The organism is Pseudomonas sp. CGJS7 (assembly GCF_036961695.1).
Window position 1 is genome coordinate 1 of sequence record NZ_JBAMDI010000105.1, and the last position, 13,248, is coordinate 13,248.

General features: G+C 63.0%; 12 protein-coding genes. 6 read left to right on the forward strand and 6 right to left on the reverse strand.

Going from position 1 to position 13,248, the window contains the following annotated elements:
* Positions 1 to 219: 219 nt before the first annotated feature.
* Positions 220 to 648, reverse strand: coding sequence for a multidrug/biocide efflux PACE transporter (locus V7787_RS39515; protein ID WP_064493384.1), 429 nt, complete (start codon positions 646 to 648; stop codon positions 220 to 222).
* Between the two features lie 92 nt (positions 649 to 740).
* Here V7787_RS39515 and V7787_RS39520 point away from each other — a divergent pair, with 92 nt between their 5' ends.
* From V7787_RS39520 to V7787_RS39535, 4 genes are all read left to right on the forward strand, one after another.
* Positions 741 to 1,595: a LysR family transcriptional regulator gene (locus V7787_RS39520; protein WP_104887739.1), complete on the forward strand. Its 855-nt coding sequence runs from the start codon at positions 741 to 743 to the stop codon at positions 1,593 to 1,595.
* A gap of 152 nt (positions 1,596 to 1,747) precedes the next feature.
* On the forward strand, positions 1,748 to 3,493 hold the full coding sequence (capB, locus tag V7787_RS39525) for a caprolactamase subunit beta (protein ID WP_012052132.1): 1,746 nt from the start codon (positions 1,748 to 1,750) through the stop codon (positions 3,491 to 3,493).
* Between the two features lie 13 nt (positions 3,494 to 3,506).
* Positions 3,507 to 5,591: a caprolactamase subunit alpha gene (gene capA, locus V7787_RS39530; protein WP_336093083.1), complete on the forward strand. Its 2,085-nt coding sequence runs from the start codon at positions 3,507 to 3,509 to the stop codon at positions 5,589 to 5,591.
* 148 nt (positions 5,592 to 5,739) lie between these two features.
* The gene (locus tag V7787_RS39535) at positions 5,740 to 6,696 is read left to right on the forward strand and encodes a helix-turn-helix domain-containing protein (RefSeq protein WP_336093084.1); all 957 of its coding nucleotides are present in this window, start codon (positions 5,740 to 5,742) and stop codon (positions 6,694 to 6,696) included.
* Between the two features lie 60 nt (positions 6,697 to 6,756).
* On the opposite strand, the gene V7787_RS39540 is transcribed toward V7787_RS39535, so the two are convergent.
* Together V7787_RS39540 and V7787_RS39545 are read right to left on the reverse strand one after the other, a co-directional pair.
* On the reverse strand, positions 6,757 to 7,650 hold the full coding sequence (locus tag V7787_RS39540) for a DUF2950 domain-containing protein (protein ID WP_336093085.1): 894 nt from the start codon (positions 7,648 to 7,650) through the stop codon (positions 6,757 to 6,759).
* The gene (locus V7787_RS39545; protein ID WP_336093087.1) at positions 7,647 to 9,107 is read right to left on the reverse strand and encodes a DUF3300 domain-containing protein; all 1,461 of its coding nucleotides are present in this window, start codon (positions 9,105 to 9,107) and stop codon (positions 7,647 to 7,649) included. The genes V7787_RS39540 and V7787_RS39545 overlap by 4 nt, the downstream gene beginning before the upstream one ends.
* A gap of 245 nt (positions 9,108 to 9,352) precedes the next feature.
* Here V7787_RS39545 and V7787_RS39550 point away from each other — a divergent pair, with 245 nt between their 5' ends.
* Positions 9,353 to 9,604 carry a hypothetical protein gene (locus V7787_RS39550; protein WP_064614264.1) on the forward strand — a complete coding sequence of 84 codons (252 nt, stop codon included), beginning with the start codon at positions 9,353 to 9,355 and terminating at the stop codon, positions 9,602 to 9,604.
* Between the two features lie 81 nt (positions 9,605 to 9,685).
* Positions 9,686 to 10,405, forward strand: a complete 720-nt coding sequence (locus V7787_RS39555) for a TorF family putative porin (RefSeq protein WP_104961513.1) — start codon at positions 9,686 to 9,688, stop codon at positions 10,403 to 10,405.
* On the opposite strand, the gene V7787_RS39560 is transcribed toward V7787_RS39555, so the two are convergent.
* The 3 genes from V7787_RS39560 to V7787_RS39570 form a co-directional block, all read right to left on the reverse strand.
* A complete protein-coding gene (locus V7787_RS39560) occupies positions 10,402 to 11,274 on the reverse strand; it encodes a DMT family transporter (RefSeq protein WP_336093091.1) in 873 nt (290 codons plus the stop codon). The two genes, V7787_RS39555 and V7787_RS39560, sit on opposite strands and share 4 nt — an antisense overlap.
* A gap of 334 nt (positions 11,275 to 11,608) precedes the next feature.
* The gene (locus V7787_RS39565) at positions 11,609 to 12,643 is read right to left on the reverse strand and encodes an RHS repeat-associated core domain-containing protein (RefSeq protein WP_104887744.1); all 1,035 of its coding nucleotides are present in this window, start codon (positions 12,641 to 12,643) and stop codon (positions 11,609 to 11,611) included.
* Between the two features lie 144 nt (positions 12,644 to 12,787).
* Entirely contained in the window at positions 12,788 to 13,210 is a 423-nt protein-coding gene (locus V7787_RS39570; protein WP_064493375.1) for a RidA family protein, read from the reverse strand.
* Positions 13,211 to 13,248 lie beyond the last annotated feature (38 nt).

Consider the following 13,248-nt stretch of genomic DNA (forward strand, 5'->3'; position numbering starts at 1 on the left):
CCTACACGACGGGCTGCGCCCAATCCCCGACGTGTGACCACCACCGTGCTAGGAGCGGGTTTACCCGCGAATACGGTAGTGGCGGCAACGGTGAACTGCGGGTGGAAATTGGCCAGCAGGGCCGGCCCTTTCGCGGGTGAACCCGCTCCTACACGACGGCCTGTGCTCAACCACCGACCTGTGTCCCCCCTGATCAATGAACCGCGCCGGGTGGCCGAATCATGCCAGGCGCCGCTGTACCAGCAGGTGCCGGGCTTTGTCGAACGCCCAGTTGTACACCACGGTGTAGGGCAGGATGATCACGAAGAAGCCCAGCTCCACCATGAACGCCTGCAGCAGCGAAACCTCCAGCATCCAAGCCGCCACCGGCAGGCACCACACCACCAGGCCGGCTTCGAAGCCAAGACCGTGCACGAAACGCGTACTGGCCTTCCAGTTGATGCGTTCGGTTTGCACCCAGCGATCGACCAGTGCGTTGTAGACCATGTTCCACAGCATGGCGATCACCGACAGGGTCACCGCCAGCGCGCCCGCCGTTGCCAGCGACTTGCCCATGATCCAGGACAGCAGCGGCGCACACAGCAGTACCGCAAAAACTTCATAGCCAACGGCGTGGACCAGGCGTTCGGTGAAAGACACGTTTTTCATTGCAAATCCCATCCATTGCGTGAGTCGTGCTTCCCATTCTCTTTGATAGAACTGATACTCGCGATATAGCTACCATCGGTTTTATCAATACCATGCGTTACTCTCCCGAAGCTCTGGTCGCCTTTACCGAAGCCGCCTCGCTAGGTTCGTTTTCTGCGGCGGCGCGCAAGCTGCGCAAAAGCCAGTCCACTGTCAGCATCGCCATCGCCAATTTCGAGGCCGATATTGGCTGTCCGCTATTTGACCGCAATGGCCGCCACCCCACGCTCAATGAAGCAGGCAGGCAGGTGCTGAGCCATGTCGAGGCGATTCTCGATGCCAGCGCCCAGCTCGATGCGCTGGCAGTGCGACTGGCGCAAAATGTAGAGGCGCTGGTATCTGTGGTGATGTCGGACAGCTACAGCGTAACGTTCCAAGGGGCGGTGATGACTCGTTTCGCCCAGCACTACCCCCATACCGAGCTACGCTGCGGCCCGGCGGAGGACGCTGATGTGATCGAGATGGTCCAGCAGGGCCTGGCCCATGTCGGCATCCTTGCCACACAGCCCGGCTACCCCGCCGACGTGGCCGTGGCGCGCTTGCCGGAGCAGGCAGAGTTCGGCGTATATGTCGCCAGCGAGCATCCGCTGGCGAGCCTGGCGCAGGTACAGGCGCAGCATCTGGAGAACGCCCGACAGCTGTATATCAAGACCTATGCCCCCAGCCTGCACCATGGCCGTGGCCAAGCGTGGTCGGCACCGGATTACCTGACCCTGCTGGAGTTCGCCGTGCGCGGGTTTGGCTGGGCCGAACTGCCCAGGGCACTGGTTAAACGGTTTGGCAACGAGCTGGTGGAGTTGCAGATAGCGGGTTACCCCCGGCGGGTGGATATGGATGTGGCCTGGTCGAGCCGGCGTGCCTTGGGGCCGGCCGGGCAATGGCTGGTGCGACAGATGTTGGGGCAATAGTTGTGTCGCCTGCCCGAACTTGAAGTGCGCCCAGACACAACAACCGGTACACCCAGCGACAAGCCTTCCCCCCACCCCGCCCCTTAGCCTGTCACCACGCGCCGCCCCGCTGCGGCACGCACCCAAAGCACAAGAACAAACGTTGGTGACCTATGCAGACAGTAGATCCGATCACCCTTGCGGTTGTCCGGGGTGCGCTGGAGACAGCGCAACGCGAAATGACCCTGACCCTGGAAAAGACCGGGCGCTCCAGTGTGTTCAACCTGGCCCACGACTATTCCAACTCGCTGTTCGACCACTTGCCGGAAATGATCCTGCAGGGCCAGGACATTCCCATCCACCTGGGCTCGCTGATCCCGGCCATGAAGTGCGTGGCCGAGTTCTTCGGCGACGACATCGCCGAAGGCGACGTGATCTACCACAACGACCCCGCCTACAAGGGCAGCCATATTCTCGACTGCTGCATGTACAAACCGGTGTATTACCAAGGCGAGCTGGTGTTCTGGACCGTTTGCAAGGGCCACCTGACCGACATCGGCGGCCCGGTGCCGGCGGGCTACAACCCCGATGCCAAGGAGATCTACGCCGAGGGCCTGCGCATTCCACCGGTCAAGCTGTGGGAAAAGGGCAAGCGTCGTGAGGACGTGATCAACTTCATGCTCACCAACATGCGCGCCCGCCCCTATCAGGAAGGTGACCTCAATGCCCAGTATGGCGCCTGCAAGGTCGGCGAGCGGCACTTGCTGGAGCTGCTGGACAAATACGGCGTGGCACAGGTGCGTGCCTGCATCGCCGAGCTGAAGAACATGGCCGACCGACACATGCGGGCGCTGTTGCGCGATGTGCCGGATGGTGACTACAGCGGCACCGCCGTGCTCGAAGATGCCGGCCACGGCCTGGGTGAACTGGCCATCACCGCCCATGTGCAGATCCGTGGCGACCAGGCCCATGTACGCATCGAAAGCCCGCCGCAGGTGCCGTACTTCATCAATTCCTATGAGGGCAACTCGGTATCCGGGGTGTACCTGGGGCTGATGATGTTCGCCCAGGTGGCGCCGCCTTACAACGAAGGCCTGTATCGCTGCGTAACGGTCGATGTCGGCCCCAGGGGTACGCTGTGCAATGCCGAGGAACCCGCGCCCCACGTCAATTGCACCACCACGCCGATGGAAACCCTCGCCGATGCCGTGCGCACTGCGCTGGAACAGGCCTCGCCACAGCGGGTTACGGCCTCCTGGGGGCATACCAGCGGCATCAACATTGCCGGCCGCGACCCGCGCAACGGCAATAGCGAGTACGTGACGATGGTGCTGGCCTCGATCATTTCCGGAGCCGGTGCCAACAAGGTGATGGATGGCTGGCACGCCTGCGGCCCGCTGTGCTGCTTCGGGGCCCTGATGAGCGGTGACATCGAGCTGCTCGAACACGCGTATCCGGTGCTGATCCACCGCTACAGCCTGATGGCCGACAGTGGTGGCGCCGGTGAATTGCGCGGTGGGTCGGGCACCCGCCTGGAGATCGAACCGCTGGACCACGCCATGACCGTGGTCGGCTTCGGCGAGGGCCGCCAGTTGCCCACCGCCGGTGCCGCCGGGGCTCGCAATGCCCTGCTCGAGCCCAAACTGGGCCGGCTGATCCATCGCCACGCCGATGGCCGCGAAGACCACTACACGCAGAACCCCATGCTCACCCTGCAGCCCGGCGAACGCATCATCAACATCAACCCAGGGGGTGGTGGCTACGGCGACCCGCTGCGCCGTCGGGTCGCAGCAGTACTGGAGGACGTGCGCAACGGCCTGGTCTCGCCACAAGGCGCAGCCCTGGAATATGGCGTGGTCCTCGATGCCGATGGCCAACTGGACGAAACAGCCACCCGCCTTGCCCGCGCCCCGCGCTAACCGGAGAACACGCATGCGTAACCAATATCGCCTGGGCGTAGACGCCGGCGGCACTTTCACCGATTTCATCCTGGCCGATCGCGACGGCGGCGTGCAGCTGTTCAAGGCCCCGTCCACGCCCCAGGACGGCACCCTGGCCATTCGCGCCGGCCTGGCACAGATCGCCGACGCCACCGGGCGCAGCCCGGCCGAACTGATCGCCAACTGTGACCTGTGCATCAACGGCACCACCGTGGCCCTCAACGCGCTGATCGAGCGCACCGGGGTCAAGGTGGGCCTGCTGTGCACCGAGGGGCACGAGGACAGCCTGGAAATCCGCCTGGGCCACAAGGAAGAAGGCCACCGCTACGACGCCCACTACCCGCCGGCACACATGCTTGCCCCACGCCACCTGCGCCGCCCGATCGGTGGCCGAATCCTTGGCGATGGCCGTGAGCACAGCCCGCTGGACGAAGCCGCCATCCATGCCGCCATCGACTACTTCCGTGCCGAAGGCGTGCAGGCCGTGGCCATTTCCTTCCTGTGGTCGGTACGCAACCCCAGCCACGAACAGCGGGCCGCCGAACTGGTAAGGGCTGCCCTGCCCGAGGTATTCGTCTGCACCGGCTGCGAGGTGTTCCCGCAGATCCGCGAATACACCCGCACCTCCACCACCGTGGTCAACGCCTACCTCAGCCCGGTAATGGCACGTTACGTGGCGCGCATCGACAGCCTGTTCCAGGAGCTTGGCGCACAGCAGCCAGTACGCTACTTCCAGTCCAACGGCGGGTTGGCGCCCGGGCACCTGATGCGTGAGCGCGCCGTCAACGCGATCAACTCCGGTCCGGCCTCGGCACCACAAGCCGGGTTGGCGGTAGCGAGGCCGTTCGGTATCGACAACGTCATTACCGTGGACATGGGCGGCACCTCGTTCGACATCACCCTGACCAACGCCGGACGCACCAACTTCAGCAAGGACGTGGACTTCCTGCGCCAGCGCATCGGCGTGCCGATGATCCAGGTGGAGACCCTGGGTGCCGGCGGTGGCTCCATCGCCCACCTGGACGAGTTTGGCATGCTCCAGGTCGGACCGCGCAGCGCCGGCGCCATGCCTGGGCCGGTGTGCTACGGCAAGGGTGGCCATGAACCCACGGTCACCGACGCCAACCTGGCTCTTGGCTACCTGCCCGACGGCGCACTGCTGGGCGGCAGTATCCGCCTGAACCGCCAGGCCGCGCTGGACGCCATCCGGAGCAAGGTCGCCGAACCGCTGGGCATCAGTGTGGAACGCGCGGCATTCGGCATCACCACCCTGGTCAACCTGAACATGGTCAACGGCATCCGCCGCGTATCGATCGAGCGCGGTCACGACCCGCGTGACTTCGCCTTGATCGGTGCAGGCGGTGCGGCGGGCATGCACGTGGTGCGCCTGGCCGAAGAAATTGGCATGCACACCGTGCTGATCCCCAAGGTGGCCTCGGGCTTGTGTGCGTTCGGCCAGATCCTGTCCGACGTGCGCTACGACCAGCTCACCAGCCTGTCGATGCGCCTGGACGCCGGGCACGTCGACCTGGCGCAACTCAACCAGGCCCTCGCCGAACTGCGCCAGCAAGGCCTGGCCAATCTGCGCGAAGACGGTTTTGGCGACCAGGCCAGCAGCTGCCACTACACCCTGGAGATGCGCTACCTGGGGCAAATTCATGAGTGCAGTGTGGACCTGCAGCAGCACAGCCTGGACGAGGCAGGGCTGGCCGCGCTGGTCAGCCGCTTCCACAGCCGCCACCAGACCCTGTACTCGTACAGCGAACCCGACAGCCCGGTGGAGCTGGTGAACCTGGAGTGCTCGGTGATCGGCCACCTGCCACGCCCGCCGCAACCCGAGCTGCAGGGGCCGGCCGAGCCCCCCGCCCCCACCGCGCAATCCGTCCGCCCGATGCTGTTCAGTGCCGACGGTGAATGGCAGCCCACACCGGTGTTCAACGGCAACCACCTGTTGCCAGGGCAGACCGTGCATGGCCCCTGTGTGATCGAGGAAGACACCACCAACATTGTCCTGCCACCCGGCTGGCAGGCGCGCCTGGAGCCTTCGGCCACCTACCGGGTGACACGCGGGGGTTGATCTTGGGGTCGGCGCGCGCCGATCATGGGCCTGACAACCGCCCGGCAGTTTTGCGCTGCCGGGCGGTTCGTACAATAACAAGAGCTGCTTGAGTAGCTTGCCTGCAGTTCCTTTTTTCAATGCTGCCCTCTTTGAAAAAGGACCCACCATGCCCACAGAACTCTCGACCCACGGCTGGCCACAGCCAGAGCGCCAGGTACGCTGGGCCGAAGCCATCAGTGACACCTATTTTCCGCTAAGCCTTGAATTTGCTGCCGGACAGCCGTTCGATGGCCACCTGCAGCGCTGGAGTACGCCGAGCACACCGCTCAGCCTGTCGCGCCTGCGGTCCAGCCAGCTGGGTTACTCGCGCAGCAAAGCGCACATCGGCCAGGACCATGAAGCGTTCTACCTGGTGACCGTGCCGCATGGCAGCGAGGTGTACTTTGAACAGGACGGCCACCAGATCAGTTGCAGCCCGGGCGGTTTCATCGTCGAGCGCGGCGATGCACCCTATCGCTTCCACTACGGCACGCAGAACGACTTGTGGGTGCTCAAGCTGCCCGAGCGTGCGCTCAAAGCCAACCTGCTGGGGCACAAGCGCTATACCCGGCATTGCTTCGATGCCCGTCAGGGCCTGGGGCGCATCTTCGTCGAGCAACTCGACCTGTGTGCCCGCCATTTCGACACCAGCCCCCCGGCAGCCCGGCATTTACTGCTGGAACAGGCCTCCGCCACCCTGCTGCTGGCCTTGCAACAGGATGAGCGCGTGCTGGGCAGCGAAGGCAGCAACCTCAGCACCCTGCACCTGACGCGGGTCGAGCAGTACGTGCAGCAAAACCTGGGTGACCCCGAGCTGTCGCCACAAACCATCGCCAGCGCCTGTGGGCTGTCGCTGCGTTATCTGCACAAGCTGTTCGCGATCACGCCCTACACCCTTGGCGAGTGGGTACGCCGTCAACGCCTGGAGGCCGTGCACCGACAACTGCTTGACCCGCATTGCCACCTGGCCATCGGCGAACTGGCATTTCGCTGGGGTTTTGCCGACCAGGCGCAATTCACCCGCGCGTTCCGCCAGCAGTATGGGTGCACGGCGAGCGAGGTGCGGGCTACGCGTACGCACTGATCACAACAACGGAAAATTGCCCGCGCTCACAAGGGGCGCGGTCGCGTTGGCTTGGCGGGCTCAATCCCCCGCCGCCACATCCACCACTTTCCAGCTGTCGTCCGGGTCGAAGCGTTTCATCTCCTTCGCCAGCCTGTCGCCATGCGGCCCGAGGTCTTTCTCGAACACTTGGCCGTCATGGCTGATCATGAAGCTCATCACCCCGGTGTCGTCGTATCTGGCCGGCCAGGCGACCATGGCGAAGCCACGGCTCATCTGGTTGCCGATCAGGTAGCTGTAGGCACCGCCCGGGGCAGATGGGCCCTGTGCATCCAGGATGCGGAAGTGGTAGCCATACCAGGCGTCACCGACCACATCCTGGCCGAACAGTGGGCCCAACGGGCTGATGTCACCGTCGCCATCGTCATCCCAATACAACCCGTCATGCTTGCCCGGCTCGCTGAAAATCTTCTGTGCGTACTCCAGCGCACCATTGCCGTTATGGTCCTGGGTGGCGTAGTCCATTTGCGCATCGTGATAGGCCAGCAGCGACTGCAGAACACCCAGCTCGTTGCGCCCGATACGACGGGCGCGGATTTCGGCACTGCCCGCCTTGAGGTCGAAGCGCCAGCCCTGGCTGGTTCTGGTCAGCGGTATGGGCAAGGTCCAATGACCGGTGCCCACCGCCAGGATGGCCTTGCCCTCGCCTGACATGTCGATGCTGTGCTGTGCGCGATACTGCTCGAGAAAGGTATCCACATCGCTGCGTTGCACACCACCGCGCGGTATGTAGGTGCGCCAGTCATCGCCCAGCAACTGGGCCAGGCGGGCTTCATCAGGTTTTTCCTGGCCCAGCGCCGCGACAAAGGCTTCCACGGCCTTCTCCGGCGTTGGGAAGGCTTGCTGGGCAGCGGCCATGAACGACCAGGCCAGACCTGCCGTCAGCAGCAATGCAGCGAGTGTCGGGCGCTTCATCGACGGCCTCCTGCGCCGCGACGCGCGGGCGCACTGGGCCGGGAGATCGGGTGCCCGGCGGCACGCGACGCACCAGGCCGCTGAGCGAACGACTGGCTGGTACGGCCGCGGTTGGCCTGCGCGCTGGTGCGCGACGGTGAGCGCACGCCGTCGAAAGCATTGTTGCGGGCACGGCCTGCCGTATTGGCAGGACGGCTCTGCGCCAGCGGCCGCGCCTGGCCGTCGCCCTGCCGGCGTTGATTGGCCAGGTTGCCGTTCTGCTGGCGGCCTTGGACGTTGCGGGTTTCCTGCCGACGGTCAGTCGCCCGCGCGCCATCATCACGGGACGGCATGCGGTTGCCGTCAGGATTGCCTGCCTTGGCCTCGCGCATTTGCTCGCGGGCCTGACGGTTACTGGTAGCCGGCCGTTCGATACCTGCGCGGTCCATCGATGCCCTGGCTTTGTCTCGGGCCTGGGCCCGTTGGGCGTCGTCGCCGCGGAACGCGGTGCGCTGAGTGGCACCGTCCAGCTGGCGGCCGTACTGCTGACGGCTGCGAGAATCGCGGTATGGCACCCCGTCGCGGTTGGCGGCATTGTGCTGCCATTTGTTCTGGTTGTTGGTGATGCGGTTGTTGACGTTGAGGTTGTTGTAGCGGTTGACGTCAATGTCGATGTCATTGTTGTCCCAGTCGCAATCGCCCCACAGCGAGGCGACAATTGCCACGCCGGTACCGAAGGCCAGGCCGGCCACCAGCGCGGAACCGGGGTAGTACATGGGCGGCGGCGGGTAATACACCGGGGGCGAGGCAGGGTAGGCCCAGGTGCCATAGGTGGTGGTCGGGTTATAGCTAGGCACATACACCACTTGCGGGTCGGCCGGCTCGATGACGATGGTGGTGGGCGGGCTGCTGGCCGCTGCCCCTTGGGTGCTACTGCCGCTGGCGGCTGGCGCAGGTGCGGTCTGCACGGTTACGTTCTGGTACTGGCTGCTCTGCAGATTGCCGGCAGCCTGCGCCTGGTGGCGCAAACGCTGCACGCTGCCCATGACATCATCGGGCTGAGCGAGGAAAGCATCGCCCAGGCGCTGCACCCAGACCGGGTCCTGGCCAAGCGTTGCCAGCACCTGCGGAAAGGCCACCAGTGCCTGTACGCTAGGGTCCCAGGGCTGCTTGGCCACTTGCCTGACTGCATCGTCACCGGTGGCCTTGGGGTTGGCCTTGGACCAGGTCACGGCCTCATTGACCTGCCCCGGATAGGTTGACGCCATCAGCACCTGAGCCAGCAACTGATCAGGGTACAAGGCAATGGGGGCCAGCATCTGGTCCAGTTGCTCCTGGGAGAACACCGGGTCCTTGGCCACGGGCGTGGCAGCGGATGGCGCCGGATCCGGCGCGGGCACGTCTGCGGCCAACACCAGGCCAGGGGCAGCGCTCAGGCAAAGCAGTGCCGACAGGACAGCAAACAATGGCATGCGCATCGCTTATCCCCATGAGGTCAGACCGCGTGGGTTAAGGGTAGCAATGGCAGTGCTTTTGACCAGACGAGGGGACGCTAACTTTTCGCGCTTCAACGGTGGGATGGTTGATGCATTTGAGTCTATAGGTGGGCTTCGCCGGAACCGTCGATAGTCACTATCGAGCGGGGCAATTTCTAACGAACGCTGTGGCCGCATAACCTAGCGCCATCCCCACGCTGCTTCCTAGACTGCCCTGGAGCTAACCAATGAATACCTTGGCCCGCCAGCTGTCCGCCACCCTTGTCGTTTTTGCCATCGCCGTGATCAGCGGCTGTGCCAGCCACCCTGAACTGCGCCCGTACACCGCCGAGGAAACCCGCCAGTTGCAACTGGAAGCCTTACAGCGCCGCGGCCTGTCGCTGGACAATTACGAGCAGCAACGGCGGGTCATCCTGCGTGCCGGTAACCTGCCTGTCGTGACCGAGGCTGCCGACGCTGAACCTTCGACCAAAGGCTGAACGGGCTAACCGGCGGTTCCCTCCCTCCACTTGCGCAGGTATCCTCTACCGCTCAACCGCAAGCCTTCCAGGACGGAGACCATGATCAGGCCCCTTCTGTTGCTGAGTGCTGCACTGCTTTTAAGCCCCGCGTCGCAAGCCCAGCAGATGAAACGCCAACTGGGCGATTTCGACTTCACACTCGGCACCACCCCCTCACGCAGTATGGCGCAAGGGCTTATCTCACCCAGTGCCGTTGGCGCATTCCATGGCGGGCTCGACCTCAGCCACCCCAGTGGCTGGTACCTGGGCCAGTACGCCCCAAGCATGGGCGTCACCCCCGACTCGACCCTGCGCCTGGACAGCTACCTGGGCTACAAGCACCATTTCGACAGCAGCCTGGGCTATGAGGTAGGGTTGATCCATTACAGTCAGCCCAATATCGCAGGCCCCGACAGCTACGCCCTGTATGGGGGGATTTCGGTGCTGGGCAGCCGCTTCGGCGGGGCGCTGCGCGACAACCCCGACAACCGCACGGGCACGCTGTTCGCCGACTTCGGCCATCTGCCGATGTTCGACGTCGACTTCACCGTCAAGCTCGCCCACCACCGCCTGGGCACGCCGTTCACCATTGGCGATGGCAGCCAGGTGAATACCTTTTCCGATTGGTCACTGGAGCTGTCGCGGCCCTGGCTGGGCATCGACCTGAACCTGATCTACAGCAACTCCAGCCTGAGTGGCGCGAGCTGCGATGCCTATTCGGGCATCAATACCTATTGCGACAGCGTGGTCACACTCAAGGCCCAGCGCAGCTTTTTTTAACGGCGCGGCGCCAGCGCCAGGGCAATGCCGCCCAACACCACCACACAGGCGATCAACAAACGCAACGACACCGGTTCGCCAATCAGGGCAACCCCGCCCAGGGCGGCAATCACCGGCACACTCAGTTGCAGGGTAGCCGCCTGTTGCGCACTGATCTGCCTGACCACGCCATACCAAACGGCATAGCCTGCGCCAGAAGCCAGCACACCGGAACCCAAGGCATACAACAAGCCAAGTGGCGTGAGGTGCGGGCCGGCACCCAGCAACAGCATCGGTAGCAGCAGCACCAGGCACGGCAAGCTGCGGGCAAAATTGCCGGCAGTGTCGGCCAGCGGCCTGGGCGAGCCTTTGCCCAGTAGCGTATACACCCCCCAGGCCACACCGGACAGGGCCATCAGCAAGGCACTGGCCAACGGCGGCGCCGAGACGCCAGGCAACAACAGCACCAGCAGGCCGGCAAAGGCAATCAGCATGCCCAGCAGCATGCGTACAGTGATGTGTTCGCCCCTGTACCACGCAAAGCCGAACATGGTGATCTGCACGGCACCGAACAGCAACAACGCCCCTGCACCTGCGCCCAGTTGCAGGTACGCCGCAGAAAACAGGAACGCGTACAGGAACAGGGCCAGGCCGCCCCACCAACTGCCGCCCATGGCCTGCACCGGCTTGCGCAGGCGAATCAGCAACAGCAGAAACAGCGCACCACTGGCCAGACGTACCACGGTGAAGGATACCGGGTCGATCGCCCCGTCCTTCAGCGCCAGCCGGCAGAACACCGAGTTGGCGGCAAACGCCACCAGGCTGAAAAGGGCAGGCCAAAGCCAGGCGCTGGTCTTGCGGTCAGTAAGCGTGGTCGTGCCTGTACTCATGGTGTGGTCACCTCTGAGTGGGATTGTTGTTATAGCGGCATTTAGTCAGGACCGGCACCGATATACAAGGAAGAATCCACCGTGGAGGATGGCACCGGCTACGCCGGTGTTCGCGGGTAAAGCCGGTCCTACGGGCGACCGCGCTGGCTTTTCAGGTTTTGAGCAAGACAGTTGCTTCCACCGGTACAGCGCGTACCTAAAACTTTCGCGATCCTATGCATGGCCCCGCCCACACACCAATTCGCTCTGCGGGCTGTCTGAAACCTGACTAAACGTAGACATACGCCCCCCTACTGCTGCAATAGAGTAATCAGACACGCAGACCACTACGACATTAATCAGAGCGCCAACTGGTAGACTCCCTCTTACTACGAATTCTTTTGAGAGCATGTGAAACAGTATCTGCAACCCTAACAACAGCTGAATGCGTCGGCTGAATTTTACTATCCTTAAGCGCTCTCCGCACATTAATCCCTGCAGCCATAGCATCGATCGTAATGGTTCGCAGCTCACGAGACTTCTCTAGATCCAAACCCAAAAAAACATGCCTACTCTCAGCATTGAAGCTCCTAAGTTCTTCAATATCGGTGTTATCAAGCTTCTGGCGCCTATAGATCCAGGAGTCCGAAGCCACCGTGCCTTTTCCTGCTCTCATACCAGCCATCGAGGATGACTTTACCTGACCAGAGCTTGATGCCTGACCACGCTGCAGGCTGCCTTGTACGGGTGCGCCTGAGGTGTTCCAACCCGGCTGCCCATTCAATATGTCTTGCACTGTTTCATCCATGAGCGATGACGACATGTAATAGCCTTCGCTACTACGTCTTGGCCTTTTTTCAACCCTCCCCGACACAATGCGATTCATCTTCGCCTCTGACTTGAGCCCGGGCAGGCTGTTTGACCTCAATCTTGGTGAATGCCCATCGGGGTCACTGAAGTTGACCGGGTCGTCCATACAGTAGGCATAACAGTTCAATCCACCTGCGCCAAAGGGGCTGAAACTGTCCGGACTGTGAAAACGCATCAAGGCAGGGTTATAGCTGCGATAGCCATTACCGAGTAAATACTGGCTGTTCACCAGCAAGTGACCATTGAATGCTGGCCGGTGCGGAGGAATGTCATGGGGGGTGTGATAGCCATAAGCATTGTAGGCAACCGACTCCCCCTGCGCCTGAGACTTGACCACGACCACGGTCTGCACTCCGTCTGTAGCCAATAACGCCGTGCGTGTAGATTCTTGCTCTAGCCGCGTTTCGGCTACTATCTCTGGTTGCGCTCTAACGCACACCATGGCTGATGTACCCGATAAAGCTGTATGAACTTTACCCTGTTGCAAGAAAAAGTGCGTAGTTTTGTCAGAGTCGACCATCTGTTAGCTCCCGCATGTCGCTCTGAATCTTAGGCGCTGATGGAGATAAAACAACTGGTAAAACTAACAGGGCACTGCCTTATGGCACCGGCTACGCCGGTGTTCGCGGGTAAACCCGCACCTACGGGCGACCGCGCCGGCTTTTCAGGTTTTGAGCAAGACGGCGGCTACTGCTTCGATCTCCACCAGCATGCCGTCCAGCGCCAGCCGGGGCACCGGTATCAGCGTGCAGGTCGGTTTCATGTGCGCCCCCCAGGCCCTGTCGGCCTCGGCCACCCATTGGTGCAGGCGCGCTTCGGAGTGCTCGACAATCAGCAGGGTCAGCTTGAACACCTGGGCCAGGCTGGCACCTTTCGACGCCAGGGCCCGCTCCAGGTTGGCCAGCGCCTGCCGGGCCTGTTCGGCGAACACGGGTGACAACTGGCCCTGGCTATCCTCCCCACCCTGACCGGCGATGAACAGCAGACGGCTGTCAGCGCGCACTTCGGCGACATGGGAGTAGGCGTTGCCACTGGGGTCGTAGAGGCCTTCGGGGTTGCTTAGCTGGAATGCGCTTGATGAGGTCACGACAAGCCCTTGCTCGGTTGGAAGAGCGCCGGAGTATC